A 16842-nucleotide genomic window follows, 5' to 3' on the forward strand; every position below is an offset into this window, starting at 1 on the left:
GAACGACCACGGTAGTCGGTGTGGTCAGTACACGTTCCGCAGTTCTCTCGTCCTCCCTCTCCTTCTTCCTCATCACCCTGAACGCTTCGATGGTCACCACCGCCCTGCCCGTCATCGGCCGGGACCTCGGCGACGGACCCGGTCTCGCCTGGGTGCTGACCGGGTATTCGCTTGTCTTCGCGATCTTTCTCTTGCCGGCCGGCGTCTGGGCGGACCGGGTTGGCGCCCGGCGCGCGTTCATGCTCGGAATCGGCCTGTTCGCGGCCATGTCGGTGGTCTGTGCGCTCGTCGGCAATCTCGTCGTGCTGCTGGCGGCCCGGGCGGTACAAGGTGCCGCCGCGGCCGCTGTCCTTCCGGCGGGGCTGTCGATGCTCAATGCGTCGATCACCGACCCGGCCGATCGCGCCCGGGCAGTCGGCCGGTGGGCTGCCGCCGGGGCGGTCGCGCTGGTGGTCGGCTCGCCACTTGGCGGTGCAATTACCACGGCATTCGGCTGGCCCGGCACCTTCTGGCTGAGCGTGCCCGTCGCGCTGATCGCCCTCGCCACCGCACCTCACACCCCGGCGACCGCGGCCCGTTCGTGGGGACTGCGAGGCCTGCTCGGCGCACCGGCGGTGGTGGTCAGTTCGCTCACCGGCTTCGCGCTCAACTTCTCGTCGTACGGCGCGATCTTTGTCGTCACGCTCTTGCTCCAGCAGGACCTCGGGCAGTCCGCGTGGACGACCGGACTCGTCTTCGTCCCGATGACCGTGCTGATCATTCCGTCGAACCTCCTGGCGGGCCGGCTGACCGCGCGGGTCGGGGCACGGCGGATCCTGCTGGTTGGCCAGGGGTTGATGATCGTCGGGCTGGTCGGACTCGCGTTCGCCCCGGCCGAGGTGTGGCAGTTGGTTCTGTGGCTGCTGCCCATCGGTGCCGGCGCGGGGCTGATCGCCCCGGCCGCGACCACGCTGATGCTCAATGGCGTACCGGCGGAGCGGAGTGGGTTGGGCGCAGGTCTGCTGAACGCGGCCCGTCAGTTCGGCAGCGGCGCCGCGCCCGCGATCCTCGGCGCTCTGCTGACGGTCAGCTTCCGCCTGAGTGTGTTGCTCGCGGCAACCGTGATCGCGCTGCCGGCCGGACTACGAGAGGCTCGCCGATGATGAACTACGAGGACGCGGGCGGCGACGGTACGCCGGTCGTCGCGCTGCACGGGACCTTCGGTCGCGGACTCACGTTCGCCGCCGTCGCGACCCGGCTGCTCCCCGACTACCGCGTCATCGGCCCCGATCTGCGCGGGCACGGGCTGTCGGACCGCGGTGGTGACTTCAGCCGGGAGGCGTTCGTACGGGATGTGGCCGATTTCATCCAGGAGCGCGAGCTGGCGCCGGCGCTGGTGATCGGGCATTCGCTCGGCGGCGTCACGGCGTACCAACTGGCCGCGCGCCATCCTGACCTCGTGCGGGCGGTGGTGGTCGAGGACATCGGCGCGGTCACCGACACGACGCAGGTCGAGCAGCCGGTCCTCGATGTGACCGGCTGGCCGCGCCGGTTCGTTCGTCGTGCCGACGCGATCGGGTTCTTCGCGGCGACCCCGGCACCCGAGTACTTCCTGGAGAGTGTGGCCGGCAACGGCGAACTGTTGTTCGACCTCGACGACATGATGGCCGTGCAGCACGGCAACGCCGGCAGCTGGTGGGACGACTGGCAGTCGGTCTCGTGCCCCGTCTTGTTGCTCAGGGCAGCCAACAGCTTCCTGCTCAGCACGGACCTGGCGGCGGAGATGGTCCGTCGCCGGCCGGGGACGGAGCTGGTCGCGTTCGCAGGGGCTGGGCACTGGATACACCGAGAAGCCCCGGACGACTATGCGGAGGTCGTCCGGGGCTTCTTCGCAAGGGTGTGACTACTTCGCGACGACCCGCAGGCTGAACTCGGCCTGACCGTCGCCGGTGGAGCGGGTGACGATACCGGCCGAGCGGAGCGCGGCCAGATCCTTGTCGGAGCTGAACCTCGGGCTCACCGCACCGACCGCGCCGAAGTCGACGTACCCGATCATGACGGCGCCCTTGGTGTCGGGCAGCGCCTGCTTGAAGTTGTCGGTCTGGCCGAGGTTGCCGCCCTTCAGCACCTGCTCGGCGTAGTCCTTGGTGGTCCCGAGGACGAGCGTGTCGTTGTCCTTCGCGCTCTCGATCGGGATGTTGGCCGAGCTGCGCTCGTGCAGCAGCGTGGTCAGCTTCTGCACCACCGGCTCCGCCTTCGCCGGGTCGGTCTCCATCCGGGCCGCGATCTTCGGGCCGTTCGAGGTGTCCTTGTCGATGGCGACCGCAAGGTTCTTGCCCAGCAGGCTCTTCAGGTCGTCCGGCAGGTTCAGGCCGGTCTCCTCGCTGATCTTGCCGGTCAGCTCCTTGATGTTGCCGCTGGCGGACTTCTCCAACTGCTTCCACATCGTGTCGACCAGGTTGTCGCCACCCGAGATCGCGACCGCACCCGCCGTACTGTCCGGCAGCTTGGTGATCAGGTCGGCGGCGTCGGCCGAGTCGACCTTGATGCTCTGGTCGCCCTGCGCGATGCCCTTCAGCTCGAGGTACGACGAGTCGAACCGCAGCGCCGCCGCCATACTCGCGTCGCTGACCCCGGCGATCGCGCCCGAGTCGACCCGGCCGGAGATCGAGGCGATGCCCTTCATGTCGGCCCAGCCGGACATGAAGCCCTGCTCGCCGAGCTTGTCCATGTCCGCGCTGAACTTGGCGTTCTTGGTCAGCGGGTTGTCCTTCGCGGTCGCGACGGCCGCGTCGACGGTGGCCTGGTCGTCGGACAGCAGCACGTAGCCGTTGCTGAACGCGCGGCCCGGCTTCTTGTCCTGGTTGGCCATCAGCTTGTCGAGGCCCTTGGTGGCCTCGCCCTCGTTCTTCACCTGGACGGCGAGGACGACGACCGGCTCCCGCTTGCCGTCAGCCGGCGGCAGCGCGGCGATACCGGCGCGATCACCCAGCCACGGCTTGATGTCCTTGTCGAAGTCGACGTCGGCCAGGTCGTCACCGGCGTACTTCTTGATCTGCTCGAACAGCTTCTGGCGCAGATCGTCCTTCTCGCCGGTCAGGCCGAGCCTGTCCTTGACGGTCGGGAACTTCAGCAGGAACCGGATCGCGGCGACCTTCTGGCCGGCCGACGGGTTCAGGTCGACGCGGGCGTAGGCGACGGCCGTGCCGGGCAGTACCGCGGCCGGCTGGTCACCGCCCTTGAGCTTGCCGTAGGCAAAGATTCCGCCGCCGGCGACGACGAGCACCATGGCGAACGCGGCGATCAGCGGGATCAGCTTGCCGCGCTTCTTCTTCGGCTCCGGCTGCCACTGCGGCTGCCCGTACCCGGGCGGGCCCTGCGGTGGCTGTCCGCCGACATGCATCTGCTCGTACGACGCCTGTCCGGCCTGCTGGCCGTACTGCGCCTGCCCCGGCTGACCGTACTGCGATCCACCCTGGGCGTACTGCGGCTGCTGCGGCCCGCCGTGCTGCGGTGCACCGCCGTATTGCTGACCCTGGTGCTGACCTTGCTGCGGGCCTTGCTGCTGGTAGCCGGGCTGCTGCTGTCCGGGGTGCTGACCAGGCTGCTGGCCGGCCTGCTGCTGCCCGGGCTGCGGCCACAGGTTCTGGCCTTGGCCTTGCGGTGGTCCCGCCGGCGGGCGCTGGCCCTGCTGGGGTCCGCCGTACTGGCCGTAGGGGTTCTGGGGCTGCTGGCCGCCGGGCGCACCAGGATGGCGCGGGGTGGGCGGCGTGTTCTGGTCGGACATAAGCTCCCTCGCTGGCTCCGATGGCCTCACCCACCGGACTGCCAAACGCTACTGCACCGGGGGCAACGGCTCAGACGCGGCAGGTTGCGATGTGGTTGCAACCGGTTCGGCGCGCCAGGTGGTGGCCGCGAGGATGGCGCTGGCGAGGGCCGCACCGATCAGCCAGGCCACCGCGGGAGTCCAGGTATGCAGCTCGAGCGGCGCCGAGATCAGGTCACCCGGCTTGGCCGCCTGGAGCCGCGGCTGGATCGGGTCGTGGCCGAGGAGCATGCCGACACCCCAGCAGATGCCGGAGCCGAGGCACGCGCCGAGCGTCACGATCGCCACCGACCACGGACCGTAGTTCCGCAGCCACCAGAACAGTGCACCACCGAGCAGGAGCGCGATCACGAACCCGATCGCGGTGAACGTCCCGTCCGGCCCGAAGATCCGGGTCATCTGCTCCTCGCCGAGGGCTCCCCCGTTCTCGTCCACCGTGTACTGCGCCAACGGCGAGAACTGCTGCCACGCCCACCCGGCCACCACACCGGCGACCAGAAACGCCACCACCGTCACCACAATCGCCTTCGCCCACGGCATCCCCGGCTCCGGCGCCACCGGCGCCCCCCACGGAACACCACCCGCAGGCGGCACATAAGGAGACGACGTCCCCCCACCAGAAGGCAAAGAAGGCTGCACAGGTTGACTCACGCCGCCAGTGTGCCGCATCCGATGAAACGACTATCAGCTGGCTAGGCAGGAGGGGCCTAGGAGGGCTTTTAGGTCGGCCATGAGGGATGAGGTGGGGGTTACCCGGAAGCGGTCGCCGATGCGCATGACGGTGGTCTTCTGGCGGGCCTGGAGGCGGAGGTGGACCTCGGTCATGCCGGGGTGGGACTGGAGGATGTCTCGGAGCTGGTCGACGACCGGTGGGGTGCAGCGGTTGACCGGCATCGTGAGGACGACCGGGCCGCTGGGGCCCTCGGTGAGGTCGGGGACGACTACCTCGTCGCCGCTCAGCTCGACGCGGTCCTCGCGACGACGGATCCGGCCCTTCATCAAGATGATCGCGTCGTTGCTGAGCAGGTGCGCGTGCAGCTGGTACGCCGAGGAGAACATCATCACCTCGATCGAACCTTCGAGGTCCTCGATGGTGACGATCGCGTAGATGTCGCCGCGCTTGTTCACCTTGCGCTGGACCGCGGTGACCAGACCACCGATCGTCACCCGGGTGCCGTCCGGCCGGTCCTCGTCCGCGAGCAGCTGACCGATCGTGCAGTCGGTGCCGTTGGTGAGCACGTGCTCGACCCCGAACAGCGGGTGGTCCGAGACGTACAGCCCCAGCATGTCCCGCTCGTGCGCGAGCTTGGTCGCCTTGTCCCACTCCTCGATCTCGGGGACCGTGACGGTGAGCCGACTGTTGCCCTCGCCCTCGTCCGCGTCGTCGTCACCCATCGAGAACAGGTCGAACTGACCGTGCGCCTCGTTCCGCTTCAGGTCGATCGCTTCGTCCACCGCCTGCTCGTGAACGGCGACGACCGCGCGCCGGGCGTGGTTCATCGAGTCGAACGAACCGGCCTTGGACAGCGACTCGATGACGCGCTTGTTGCAGACCGGCAGCGACACCTTGTCGATGAAGTCGACGAAGTCGGTGAACCGGCCCTTCTCCTCGCGGGCAGCGACGATCTCGGCCACCACGTTCACCCCGACGTTGCGGATCGCGGACAGACCGAAGCGGATGTCGGTGCCGACCGGAGTGAAGTTCGAGTCCGACTCGTTCACATCCGGCGGCAGCACCTTGATGCCCATCCGGCGGCACTCGTTCAGATAGATGGCCATCTTGTCCTTGTCGTCCTTCACGGACGTCAGGACGGCGGCCATGTACTCCGCCGGGAAGTTCGCCTTCAGGTACGCCGTCCAGTACGAAACCAGACCGTACGCCGCCGAGTGCGCCTTGTTGAACGCATAGTCGGAGAACGGGACCAGCACATCCCAGAGCGCCTTGATCGACTGCGCCGAGAAGCCGTTCTCCTTCATGCCCTCGGAGAAGCCGACGTACTCGGCGTCCAGCACCTCGCGCTTCTTCTTGCCCATCGCCCGGCGGAGCAGGTCCGCCTTGCCGAGCGTGTATCCGCCCAGCTGCTGGGCGATCGCCATCACCTGCTCCTGATAGACGATCAGACCGTAGGTCGTCCCCAGGATCGGTTCCAGCGCGACCGCGAGCTCGTCGTGCGGGTAGCTGATCTCCTGCTGCTTGTTCTTGCGCAGGGCGTAGTTGGTGTGGCTGTTCGCACCCATCGGGCCTGGCCGGTAGAGCGCACCCACAGCCGAGATGTCTTCGAAGTTGTCCGGCTTCATCAGCCGCAGCAGGGCCCGCATCGGGCCGCCGTCGAACTGGAACACGCCGAGCGTGTCACCGCGGCCGAGCAGCTCGAAGGTCGGGCCGTCGTCCAGGGTCTTGGCCAGCTCGTCCAGGTCGAGCGTGATGCCGCGGCTGGCCTCGACGTTCTTGACCGCGTCGTCCATGATCGTCAGGTTGCGCAGGCCCAGGAAGTCCATCTTGACCAGGCCGAGCGTCTCGCAGCTCGGGTAGTCGAACTGGGTGATGATCTGGCCGTCCTGCTCGCGGCGCATGATCGGGATCAGCTCGATCAGCGGCTCGCTGGACATGATCACGCCGGCCGCGTGCACACCCCACTGGCGCTTCAGGTTCTCCAGGCCGCGGGCGGTGTCGACGATCTTGCGGACGTCCTGGTCCGACTCGTACAGCTGGCGGAACTCGCCGGCCTCGGAGTAGCGCTTGTGCTGCGGGTCGAAGATGCCGGACAGCGGCACGTCCTTGCCCATCACCGCCGGCGGCATCGCCTTGGTGATCCGGTCGCCCATCGCGAACGGGTAGTCCAGCACCCGGCCGGCGTCCTTGATCGCCTGCTTGGCCTTGATCGTGCCGTAGGTGACGATCATCGCGACCCGGTCGTCGCCGTACTTCTCGGTGACGTAGCGGATCACCTCGGGGCGGCGGCGGTCGTCGAAGTCGATGTCGAAGTCGGGCATCGACATACGTTCCGGGTTCAGGAAGCGCTCGAAGATCAGGCCGTGCTGGAGCGGGTCCAGGTCGGTGATCCGCATCGCGTACGCGCACATCGAACCGGCACCGGAACCACGGCCGGGACCGACCCGGATGCCGTGCTCCTTGGCCCAGTTGATGAAGTCGGCGACGACCAGGAAGTAGCCGGCGTACCCCTTCGAGGTGATGACCTCGATCTCGTACTCCGCCTGCTTGCGGACGTGGTCGGGGACGCCGTCGGGGTAGCGCTTGTGCAGGCCGGTCTCGACCTCGGCGACGAACCAGGACTCCTCGTTGTGGCCGTCGGGGCAGGGGAAGCGCGGCATGAACCGGCCCTCGCCCTCGGTGAAGGTGACGTCGCACTGCTCGGCGATCAGCAGCGTGTTGTCACACGCCTCCGGGTAGTCCTTCCAGACCTCGCGCATCTCGGCCGCGGTCTTGACGTAGAACTCGTTCGCGTCGAACTTGAACCGGTTCGGGTCGGACAGCGTCGAGCCGGACTGGACGCACAGCAGCGCGGCGTGCGCGGTCGAGTCCTCGGGCTTGGTGTAGTGCAGGTCGTTGGTCGCGACCAGCGGCAGACCGAGCTCCTTGGCCAGCTTCAGCAGGTCGCCCTGGATGTTGCGCTCGATGCCGAGGCCGTGGTCCATCAGCTCGCAGTAGTAGTTCTCCCGGCCGAAGATGTCGCGGAACTCCGAGGCGGCCTCAACGGCCTCCTTGTACTGCCCGAGCCGGAGCCGGGTCTGCACCTCGCCGGACGGGCAGCCGGTGGTCGCGATCAGGCCCTGGCCGTAGGTGTTCAGCAGCTCGCGGTCCATCCGGGGCTTGAAGTAGTAGCCCTCGAGGCTGGCCAGCGAGCTCATCTTGAACAGGTTGTGCATGCCGGAGGTGTTCTTCGCCAGCAGCGTCATGTGGGTGTAGGCACCCGAACCGGAGACGTCGTCGCGGCCCGAGTTCGCGTCGCCCCACTTGACCCGCTTGCGCTCACTGCGGTGGGTGTGCGGCGTCAGGTACGCCTCCACGCCGATGATCGGCTTGACGTCGTACTTCTTCGCGGTCTTCCAGAACTCGTAGGCTCCGAAGACATAGCCGTGGTCGGTGGTCGCGATCGCCGGCATGCCCATCTCCTGGGCAGTCTTGAACAACTCGTCGATCCGCGCGGCGCCGTCCAGCATCGAGTACTCGGTGTGCACATGCAGGTGCACGAAACTGTCGCTGGACGCCATGTCGACGCAGACCTCCCAGGGCGTTGGTGAGCAAGACTGACACAGACTATGCGGGCCCCACCGACAGTTTTTGCAGACCCTCCGCCCGGCCGGTCAGCCCACCCGAAATCGCCCGATATCCGGTCGTTGACCAGACCACGATCACACCAGTTCGCGCCGATCCCCGTCGATCACGAGGGCCTGCCCGTCGCGCATCTTGAGGTGCGGTACGCCGGTCCGGTCGTACAGCTCGGCCACCTTCGCCAGCAGCTCGGTCTCGGGATGACCCGGCGAGTCGAGGTGCGGGACGATCGCATGATCGAGTACGCCGAGGCCGTCCCAGCGGACCTCCCCGTCCACCGCGCCGGCGTCGTCGCACAGCTCGAGCCCACGCAGGCTCGGGGCCAGGACGCACGGCCCGGCACTGTAACCGGCGTAGACCAGCTGCTCGGACCGGATCAGCTCCGGGAGGATCCGGTCGGCGCCGGAGCGAGCCATCGCGGCTCGCAGGACGAAGACGTTCCCGCCGCGTACCCACACCCCGTCGTACTCCGCGAGATCGGCGCGGAGGTCCGTGGTCTCACGGAGGTCGAGCTCACGTGGGTCGAGACCGAGGTCGGTCAACCAGGTGATCTCGTCGGCGACCTTCTCCCGGCGTACGGCGGGATCCTCGGTGTCGATCGAGTTGCAGATGACCGCCACCCGAGCCGCGGGCGGGAGGAGGGCGACGAGGTGTTCGGGGTGGTCGCCCAGGCGGAAGGACGACAGGTACAGCTTCATTGCGCGTCGGTCAGGAGGTCCAGGGCGTGGTCGAGGTCGTCCGGGTACTCCGAGGTGAATTCGACGTACTCGCCGGTGCCGGGGTGGGTGAAGCCGAGGCGCATGGCGTGGAGCCATTGGCGGGTGAGCCGGAGGCGTTCGGCGAGGACCGGGTCGGCGCCGTACGTCATGTCGCCGCAGCACGGGTGACCGATCGCGGACATGTGGACGCGGATCTGGTGGGTGCGGCCGGTCTCGAGGGTGATCTCGAGGAGTGTCGCGTACCGGAAGGCTTCGAGCGTCTCGTAGTGCGTGACGCTGGGCTTGCCGCCGGCCACCACGCCGAACTTGTAGTCGTGGTTCGGGTGCCGGTCGATCGGCGCGTCCACGGTGCCGGTGAACGGGTCGGGATGACCCTGGACCAGCGCGTGGTAGATCTTCTTGACCGTGCGCTCCTTGAAGGCGCGCTTGAGCACGGTGTACGCGTACTCCGTCTTCGCGACGACCATCAGGCCGGAGGTGCCGACGTCGAGCCGGTGCACGATGCCTTTGCGCTCGGCCGCGCCGCTGGTGGAGATGTTGAAGCCGGCTCCGGCGAGGTGGCCGATCACGGTCGGGCCGGTCCAGCCCGGTGACGGGTGCGCGGCGACGCCGACGGGTTTGTCGACCACGATGATCTCGTCGTCGTCGTACACGATCCGGAGGTTGTCGACGGTCTCGGGTACGACGGTCACTTCGGCCGGCGGAGGTGGTAGCTCGACGTCGAGCATCACGCCGGCGGTGACGCGGGACGACTTCGGTGCGGGCACGCCGTCGACCTGGACCAGGCCGGACTCGATCATCTCGGCGGCCTTGGTCCGGGAGACGCCGAACAGGCGGGACAGGGCGGCGTCGAGACGTTCACCCGCGAGGCCGTCCGGCACCATCACGGTCCGGGACGTCACTTGCGGATCTCCCGGGTGCCGTCGAGCCTGATCCCGCGGAGGGTCTGCAGCACGAGCAGGATGGCGGCAGACGTCACGGCCATGTCCGCGACGTTGAAGATCGCCCAGTGCGGGGTCTGCAGGAAGTCGACCACGTGGCCGTGGAAGGGCGAGGGGTCGCGGAAGATGCGGTCGATGATGTTGCCGACCGCGCCGCCGAAGAGGAAGCCGAAGGCGATCGCCCAGCCGACGGAACCTAGCTTCCGCGACAGGTAGACGACGCCGATCGCGACGGCGATCTGGATGGCGCTGATGTACGGCGTATACCCGGAGCCGAGGCTGAACGCGGCGCCCGAGTTCCGGATCAGGTTGAACTTCAGCAGGCTGCCGATCACATTCACCGGCTCCCCCGGCGTCAGATGCGCCAGAGCCAAAGCCTTCGTGAGCTGATCCAGCCCCAACACCACCAACCCCACCACCGCAAAAATCACCGTCCACTTCCAGGACTTCCCGGCCTCGCCGCCTCCGGCGACATCGGCCTCAGAAGAAGAGGAGGAGGAAGAAGAAGCAGTCTCATCCCCCACCCCGGGAGCGGCGGCTCCGCCGCCGGATGCACCCGAGTCGGTGGACGCAACCACCGCGGCGGCTCCGCCGGTTGTCAGCGTGATGCCCTCGTCCGACGAGGAGGCGGGCTCGGGGGGTGGGGACGACGGAGAACCGGCCGACTGGGGGTCGGCCGGTTCTGGCGTTGGGTCTGTGTCCCCTGCCGGGCGGGACGGGGTGTGGTTCAGCGGCGTTCTTCGCGTTCTTTGCATGACACGCACAGTGTCGCACGCGGGAATGCCTGCAACCGACCCTTGCCGATCGCGTTGCCACAGCTCTCGCAGACGCCGTACGTACCGTCGTCGATCTTCCCCAGCGCGCGCTCGATCTGGTCGAGCATGTCCCGGGCGTTGGCCGCCAGCGACATCTCGTGGTCGCGCTCCAGCGTCGTGGAGCCGACGTCGGCCTGGTCGTTGCCCGCGCCGTCACCACCGTCGCGGAGCAAGCCGACGATCTCCTGCTCGGCGTCGTGGATCTCCTTGCGCAGGTGCACCACGTCGGCCTCGAGCTCGCCGCGGAGCTCGGCCAGCTCGGCCGCGGTCCACGGGGTCTCGCCGGACTTCACCGTGAGGGTCTCTGCCTTGTGTGCTGCGGACTTCGCCGGCGCCGTTGCCGGGGCCCTGTTCTCATTCGTCTTCATGGCCACCCTCTTCGTCGGAGCTTGCTTGGCAGGGGATTTCTTGGCCGGAGCCTTCTTCGCCGCGGTCCCGCCGCCAGTGGTCCTGGCAGCCGATTTCTTCGCGGAAGTCTTCGTCGCCGGCGCCGTCTTCTTCGCCGGCGTCGACGTGCTGTGCTTCGTGGGCTCGGTCGATGTCGCGGCACTCTTCTTGGCCGCGGCGGTGCGTTGAGGGGCGGTCTTCTTGGGAGCCGATGTAGCCATTCGTCAGCTACCCCCTGCCTTCGTCGGAGACTGAAGCGGACTGGTCGCAAGACAGTAGGCCACGTGGTAACCACGTGCCAGTCCGACGCGCAGACCGTGGACATACGGTAGTCGGTTCTTCAAGCCCACTCGATGTTCCGCGCGTCACAGCCTCGTTGCAGCGGCTACGCTCCGTTAAGCGAACGTTTCAGCCGAACCCGCATCGTGCTCTCCTCCCCCTAGCCGGCCACCAGCCCGCGGCAGAATTCTCACGCCAGAATTCTCACCTGACCACCGATTAACGATTCGTAGTTGCCTGGTACTACGCCGTACACTGACAACCGCGATCCGCAAAGGCTGTGAAGGGGCTATCACCCCGGAGCCGCCGGAAGAACAGTCCGCAAAGACTTATTAGAACCGGCAGCGACGCGTTAAGGAAGTGGGTGACCGCACTCTGGGTCACCAAGGAGGGTGGTACCGCGCGGTAGCCGGGTGAGCATGCCCGGCGCTTCGTCCCTCGTCCCGGCAGCAGGACGCGCGACGAAGGACAGAACGATGGCGGCAGAAACCCCGGAAACTCCCTGGCGGCAGGTTCCCGCACAGGTCGACTTCCCCGCGCTCGAGCGGGAGGTGCTCACCCTCTGGGACGAGCACGACACGTTCGCCAAGAGCCTCGAACAGTCCGCCGGCGGCAAGCCGTGGACGTTCTTCGAAGGCCCGCCGACCGCGAACGGCATGCCCGGCACCCACCACATCGAGGCCCGCGTCTTCAAGGACGTGTTCCCGCGCTACCGGACCATGAAGGGCTTCTGGGTCGAGCGCAAGGCCGGCTGGGACTGCCACGGGCTCCCGGTCGAGGTCGCGGTGGAGAAGGAGCTCGGCTTCAACGGCAAGCCCGACATCGAGGCGTACGGCATCGCCGAGTTCAACGCCAAGTGCCGCGAGTCCGTCCTGCGCAACGTCGACGCGTTCAACGAGCTGACCGTGCGGATGGGCTACTGGGTCGACCTGGAGCACCCGTACAAGACGATGGACCCGCAGTACGTCCAGTCGGTGTGGTGGTCGCTCAAGCAGGTCCACGAGAAGGGCCTCCTGGTCGAGGACTACCGGATCACGCCGTACTGCCCGCGTTGTGGCACCGGTCTGTCCGACCACGAGCTCGCGCAGGGCTACGAGACGGTCGTCGACCCCTCGGTCTACGTCCGCTTCCCGCTGACCTCGGGGCCGCTCGCGGGCAAGGCGTCGCTCCTGGTCTGGACGACGACCCCGTGGACGCTCGTGTCGAACACCGCCGTCGCCGTGCACCCCGACGTCCAGTACGTCGTCGCCACCGACGGCAACGAGTCGCTCGTCGTCGCGGAGCCGCTGCTGGACCGGCTGGGCGAGGGCTGGACGGTTACCGGCACGTACGGCGGCCGCGAGATGGAGCGCTGGACCTACCAGCGGCCGTTCGAGCTGGTGGAGTTCCCCGAGCCGGCGCACTACGTCGTACTGGCCGAGTACGTCACCACCGAGGACGGCACCGGGCTGGTGCACCAATCCCCGGCGTTCGGCGCGGACGACCTGCTGGTGTCGCGTGCGTACAACCTGCCGGTGGTGAAGCCGGTGGAGACCAACGGGCACTTCTCCGCCGACGTCCCGCTGGTCGGTGGGCAGTTCTTCAAGAAGTCCGACGAGACCCTGGTCAAGGACCTGAAGGACCGCGGCCTGCTCTTCAAGCACGTGCCGTACGAGCACCCGTACCCGCACTGCTGGCGCTGCCACACCCCGGTCATGTACTACGCCCTCCCGTCCTGGTACATCCGCACCACCCAGGTCAAGGACGCCCTGCTCCGGGAGAACGAGAAGACCAACTGGTTCCCGGACTCGGTCAAGTGGGGCCGGTACGGCGACTGGCTGCGCAACAACATCGACTGGGCCGTGTCCCGCTCCCGCTACTGGGGTACGCCGCTGCCGATCTGGCGATGCGACGAGGACCACCAGGTCTGCGTCGGTTCGCTGGCCGAGCTCGGCGAACTGGCCGGTCGCGACCTGAGCGACTCCGACCCGCACCGACCGTACGTCGACGACATCACCTTCGACTGTGCGACCTGCGGCGCCGAGGCCCACCGGGTCCCCGAGGTGATCGATGCCTGGTACGACTCGGGCGCGATGCCGTTCGCGCAGTGGGGCTACCCGTGGGTGGAGGGCTCGAAGGAGAAGTTCGAGCAGGCCTACCCGGCCGACTACATCTGCGAGGCGATCGACCAGACGCGTGGCTGGTTCTACACGCTGATGGCGATCGGCACGCTGGTCTTCGACGAGTCGTCGTACCGCAACGTCGTCTGCCTCGGGCACATCCTGGCCGAGGACGGCCGGAAGATGTCCAAGCACCTGGGCAACATCCTCGAACCGCTTCCACTGATGGACAACCACAGCGCCGACGCGGTGCGCTGGTTCATGGCTGCCTCCGGGTCGCCGTGGAAGGCGCGTGGCATCGGGCCGAACGTGCTGAACGAGATCGTCCGGAAGGTGCTGCTCACCTACTGGAACACGGTCGCGTTCCACGCCCTGTACGCGCGGCTGGCCAACTGGTCACCCGCCGACGCTCCGGCGGTCGCCGACCGCTCGGTGCTGGACCGCTGGCTGGTGAGCGAGACGCACCGGCTGGTCCGCGACACCGACGAGGCGTACGCCGCGTTCGACACGCAGCGGCTCGGTCTGGTCGTCAACCAGTTCGTCGACGTGCTCTCGAACTGGTACGTACGGCGTTCCCGTCGCCGGTTCTGGGCCGGAGACGCCGGCGCGCTCGCGACCCTGCACGAGACCCTCGACGTGCTCACCCGGGTGACGGCACCGCTGATGCCGTTCGTCACCGAGCGGGTCTGGCAGGACGTGTTCCGCCCGGTCACGCCCGGCCTGGCGGAGTCGGTCCACCTGACCGAGTTCCCGACGTACGACGAGACGCTGATCGACGACGTACTCGCGCAGCACGTGTCGATGGCTCGCCGGGTCGTCGAGCTCGGCCGGTCCGCACGGTCGGAGGCGAAGGTGCGCACGCGCCAGCCGCTGTCCCGTGCCCTGGTCGGGTCGGCCGCGATCGCGGACCTGTCCGACGAGTTGCTGCGGGAGATCGCGGACGAGCTCAACGTGGGTTCGGTGGAGCCGCTCTCGTCCGCGGGTGCGGACCTGGTCGAGTTCTCTGCCAAGGGCAACTTCCGCGAGCTCGGCAAGCGGTTCGCCAAGCAGACGCCGGTGGTCGCCGCCGCGATCGCCGCGGCCGACGCCGCCGGCCTGGCGGCATCGCTGCGGTCGTCGGGAACGGCGACAGTCGTGGTCGACGGTGAGAACGTCGAGGTGAGCGAGTCCGAGGTACTGCTGTCGGAGCGGCCGAAGGAAGGCTGGTCGGTGGTGAACGAGCAGGGCGAGACCGTTGCCCTCGACCTCGAAGTCACCCCGGAACTTCGGCAGGCAGGTCTGGCCCGCGAGGTGGTCCGGACGTTGCAGGAGGCCCGGAAGAACGCCGGCCTCGAGGTGTCGGACCGGATCCGGGTCTGGCTCACCTCGACCGACGCCGAGCTGACCGATGCGCTGGGCAAGCACGCCGACGAGATCGGCCGCGAGGTCCTCGCCGTCGAGCTGACCCAGACGGCCCCGACTGAGTCCACGGACGTTGCCACCGGCACCGAAGAGGACCTGCAGCTGACCTACTGGCTGACCAAGGCCTAGAGGCTCAACGAGGAGGACGGACGGCGCGAGCCCGCAGTGCCGGGCTCGCGCCGAGCTGTTTGATCGCGTCGACCAGCAGCAACCGCGCCGCCTCGACCCGCTCGTCCCCCAGAGCTTCACGAAGCGCTGAATCGACCGCCGCCCGATGCCGGCGAGCCGCCGCGATCACGGCCTGCCCACGATCGGTCAGTACGACGTGACGCGCCCGCGCATCCTGTGGATCGGCGGTCCGCGCGACGTAGCCGCGCCCGTGCAGATCCGCGACCGTCTTCGACGCGGCCTGCTGCGTGACGCCGAGCCGCTCGGCGAGTGTGCTGATTGTCACCGGCCCACCGACCAGATGCTGGAACACCACACCGTCCGCGAACCGGGCGTCCTCGAAGCCGTCGGCCGCGAGCCGCCGCTGGACCTCGTCCGCGAGTGCCCAGCCGGTGAACAGCGAGGCGAGCGAGAGGTCGGCGTCGGCGGGATCGAATTCCATGCCCGAACTATATACAACCTTGGTTGTGTATCGGGTAATCTACAACTATGGTTGTGCAAAAGGAGTTCGTGGACAGGGCGCACCAGATCGTGTGGTGCAGCGTGGCGACAGTGGGGCGGGATCTACGGCCGAGGAGCCGCATCCTCCATCCACTCTGGGAACTGGAGGACGACGAGCTGACCGGCTGGATCGTCACCCGGGCAACGCCGGTGAAAGTGCGGCACCTGGAGTTCAGCCCGCATCTGAGCTGCAGCTACTGGGAGCCGGGCCACGAGGTGGCGATCGCGGACTGTGACGCCGAGTGGGTCGACGATGTCGCGACCCGGCAGCGAGTGTGGGAGCTCTATCGGGATGCTCCGGCACCACTCGGTTACGACTTCTGGAGTGTGTTCCCCGCCGGCCCGGCTGGGGAATCACCCTCACTTCTGCGGCTTACGCCGTACCGGCTGCGGTTGAGCGATGTGGAGACGCTCAGCGGCCGGAAGGCTCCTCGGGCCTGGCCCTGACACCCAGTCACCGGTCTGGGACCGTCTGTCAAACGGGCCCGGACATGACGAAGAGGCGGTGCTGCCGGAAGGCACCGCCTCTTCAGGGTCAAACCCAGCCGAGGTGTTTTGCTGGTTTAGACGCCGTGACCGTGAGCCTGGGCGCGGGCCTCCGGGCGGAAGCCGTTGCGCGGGCTGAGCGTGTCGTCGCCGTTGCCCAGCGCCTTGAGCTGCTCGGTGAAGTACGTCTTCAGCCGGCTGCGGTACTCGCGCTCGTAGGCGTGCAGGTCGTCGATCGTGCGCTCCAGCTGGCCCTTCTGCTTCTCCAGCGTGCCGAGCATCTGGGCCCGGCGCTCCGCGATCTCGCCGTCCAGCTTCTCGGCGCGGGCGCGAGCCTCGCCGGTCATCCGGTCGGCCTTGCCGCGAGCCTCGTTCTCCAACCGCTCGGCCTTGGCGCGGGCCTCACCGATGATCTTGTCGGCGGTGTCCTTCGCCTCCTGGACCAGGTCGTCGGAGTGCTTGGTGGCCATCTCCAGCAGCCGCACGGCGGAGCTGGAGGCGTCACCGACGGTCCCGGCTGCCGCAGCAGCCCCCGCAGCCGCTACCGCGGGCATCACCGGCGGCTTCTCCTCCGGCTTCTCGACCACGACCGGCGGCTTCGGCTGCTGCACGACCGGCGGCAGCGCGGCGGTCTGGTCGACCGGCCGCTCCTGCTGCTGGCCCGCACCAGCGCGCTGAGCCGCGGCCAGCTTGGCCCGCAGCTCCTCGTTCTCGGCGAGAAGTCGCTCGAGCTCGGCTTCCACCTCGTCGAGGAAGGAGTCGACCTCAGTGACGTCGTAGCCCTCCCGTAGTCGGACGGGCGTGAACTGCTTCGAGCGGACGTCATCCGGCGTCAGCGGCATCTTTCACCTCGTTTGTCTGTGTCTTGGCGGAGTCCCCGTGGTGCAACACCTCGGCGACTCAGTAGATCACGTTATCGCTTCGTTGTGTTCTAACGGAATCCGGGC

The 16842-nt window shown here is 67.9% G+C and carries 14 protein-coding genes; 5 read left to right on the forward strand and 9 right to left on the reverse strand.

What is annotated here, in order from left to right:
• Positions 1–20: 20 nt before the first annotated feature.
• On the forward strand, positions 21–1142 hold the full coding sequence (locus AB0L70_RS12010; protein WP_363682894.1) for an MFS transporter: 1122 nt from the start codon (positions 21–23) through the stop codon (positions 1140–1142).
• Positions 1139–1882: an alpha/beta hydrolase gene (locus tag AB0L70_RS12015; RefSeq protein ID WP_363682896.1), complete on the forward strand. Its 744-nt coding sequence runs from the start codon at positions 1139–1141 to the stop codon at positions 1880–1882. The genes AB0L70_RS12010 and AB0L70_RS12015 overlap by 4 nt, the downstream gene beginning before the upstream one ends.
• On the opposite strand, the gene AB0L70_RS12020 is transcribed toward AB0L70_RS12015, so the two are convergent.
• The 7 genes from AB0L70_RS12020 to AB0L70_RS12050 all read right to left on the reverse strand — a co-directional run bounded on the left by AB0L70_RS12020 (position 1883) and on the right by AB0L70_RS12050 (position 10942).
• Positions 1883–3766, reverse strand: a complete 1884-nt coding sequence (locus tag AB0L70_RS12020; RefSeq protein ID WP_363682898.1) for a DUF3352 domain-containing protein — start codon at positions 3764–3766, stop codon at positions 1883–1885.
• A gap of 48 nt (positions 3767–3814) precedes the next feature.
• Positions 3815–4363 carry a hypothetical protein gene (locus AB0L70_RS12025; protein WP_363682900.1) on the reverse strand — a complete coding sequence of 183 codons (549 nt, stop codon included), beginning with the start codon at positions 4361–4363 and terminating at the stop codon, positions 3815–3817.
• 126 nt (positions 4364–4489) lie between these two features.
• Entirely contained in the window at positions 4490–8038 is a 3549-nt protein-coding gene (gene dnaE, locus AB0L70_RS12030) for a DNA polymerase III subunit alpha (protein ID WP_363682902.1), read from the reverse strand.
• A gap of 141 nt (positions 8039–8179) precedes the next feature.
• Entirely contained in the window at positions 8180–8797 is a 618-nt protein-coding gene (locus tag AB0L70_RS12035) for a Type 1 glutamine amidotransferase-like domain-containing protein (protein ID WP_363682904.1), read from the reverse strand.
• Positions 8794–9702, reverse strand: a complete 909-nt coding sequence (locus AB0L70_RS12040; RefSeq protein WP_363683391.1) for an RluA family pseudouridine synthase — start codon at positions 9700–9702, stop codon at positions 8794–8796. The genes AB0L70_RS12035 and AB0L70_RS12040 overlap by 4 nt, the downstream gene beginning before the upstream one ends.
• A 14-nt stretch (positions 9703–9716) precedes the next feature.
• Complete coding sequence (lspA, locus tag AB0L70_RS12045; protein ID WP_363682906.1) at positions 9717–10514, reverse strand: signal peptidase II; 798 nt, start codon at positions 10512–10514, stop codon at positions 9717–9719.
• Positions 10487–10942 (reverse strand): TraR/DksA family transcriptional regulator, encoded by a 456-nt coding sequence (locus tag AB0L70_RS12050; RefSeq protein WP_363682908.1) that lies wholly within the window; start codon positions 10940–10942, stop codon positions 10487–10489. The genes lspA and AB0L70_RS12050 overlap by 28 nt, the downstream gene beginning before the upstream one ends.
• A gap of 25 nt (positions 10943–10967) precedes the next feature.
• Between AB0L70_RS12050 and AB0L70_RS12055 the strand changes: the two genes are divergently transcribed.
• Positions 10968–11150 carry a hypothetical protein gene (locus AB0L70_RS12055; protein WP_363682910.1) on the forward strand — a complete coding sequence of 61 codons (183 nt, stop codon included), beginning with the start codon at positions 10968–10970 and terminating at the stop codon, positions 11148–11150.
• A 566-nt stretch (positions 11151–11716) separates the two neighbouring features.
• Positions 11717–14869: an isoleucine--tRNA ligase gene (gene ileS, locus AB0L70_RS12060; RefSeq protein WP_363682912.1), complete on the forward strand. Its 3153-nt coding sequence runs from the start codon at positions 11717–11719 to the stop codon at positions 14867–14869.
• 4 nt (positions 14870–14873) lie between these two features.
• Here the strand turns inward: ileS and AB0L70_RS12065 are convergent, their stop codons facing one another.
• Entirely contained in the window at positions 14874–15350 is a 477-nt protein-coding gene (locus tag AB0L70_RS12065) for a MarR family transcriptional regulator (RefSeq protein ID WP_363682914.1), read from the reverse strand.
• Positions 15351–15397: 47 nt separating this feature from the next.
• On the opposite strand from AB0L70_RS12065, the gene AB0L70_RS12070 reads away from it, so the two are divergent.
• On the forward strand, positions 15398–15856 hold the full coding sequence (locus AB0L70_RS12070) for a pyridoxamine 5'-phosphate oxidase family protein (RefSeq protein ID WP_363682916.1): 459 nt from the start codon (positions 15398–15400) through the stop codon (positions 15854–15856).
• Between the two features lie 116 nt (positions 15857–15972).
• Here AB0L70_RS12070 and AB0L70_RS12075 read toward each other — a convergent pair whose 3' ends face one another.
• Entirely contained in the window at positions 15973–16737 is a 765-nt protein-coding gene (locus AB0L70_RS12075; RefSeq protein ID WP_363682918.1) for a DivIVA domain-containing protein, read from the reverse strand.
• Positions 16738–16842 lie beyond the last annotated feature (105 nt).

The organism is Kribbella sp. NPDC051952 (genome assembly GCF_040680855.1).
Lineage (GTDB): Bacteria > Actinomycetota > Actinomycetes > Propionibacteriales > Kribbellaceae > Kribbella.

Bases quoted from the DNA above. Each gene is read 5' to 3' on its own strand.
- AB0L70_RS12050 (WP_363682908.1), bottom strand. From the start codon at position 10,942: ATGAAGACGAATGAGAACAGGGCCCCGGCAACGGCGCCGGCGAAGTCC.
- AB0L70_RS12075 (WP_363682918.1), bottom strand. From the start codon at position 16,737: ATGCCGCTGACGCCGGATGACGTCCGCTCGAAGCAGTTCACGCCCGTC.
- lspA (WP_363682906.1), bottom strand. From the start codon at position 10,514: ATGCAAAGAACGCGAAGAACGCCGCTGAACCACACCCCGTCCCGCCCG.
- AB0L70_RS12040 (WP_363683391.1), bottom strand. From the start codon at position 9,702: ATGGTGCCGGACGGCCTCGCGGGTGAACGTCTCGACGCCGCCCTGTCC.
- dnaE (WP_363682902.1), bottom strand. From the start codon at position 8,038: ATGGCGTCCAGCGACAGTTTCGTGCACCTGCATGTGCACACCGAGTAC.
- AB0L70_RS12015 (WP_363682896.1), top strand. From the start codon at position 1,139: ATGATGAACTACGAGGACGCGGGCGGCGACGGTACGCCGGTCGTCGCG.
- AB0L70_RS12065 (WP_363682914.1), bottom strand. From the start codon at position 15,350: ATGGAATTCGATCCCGCCGACGCCGACCTCTCGCTCGCCTCGCTGTTC.
- ileS (WP_363682912.1), top strand. From the start codon at position 11,717: ATGGCGGCAGAAACCCCGGAAACTCCCTGGCGGCAGGTTCCCGCACAG.
- AB0L70_RS12035 (WP_363682904.1), bottom strand. From the start codon at position 8,797: ATGAAGCTGTACCTGTCGTCCTTCCGCCTGGGCGACCACCCCGAACAC.
- AB0L70_RS12020 (WP_363682898.1), bottom strand. From the start codon at position 3,766: ATGTCCGACCAGAACACGCCGCCCACCCCGCGCCATCCTGGTGCGCCC.
- AB0L70_RS12070 (WP_363682916.1), top strand. From the start codon at position 15,398: ATGGTTGTGCAAAAGGAGTTCGTGGACAGGGCGCACCAGATCGTGTGG.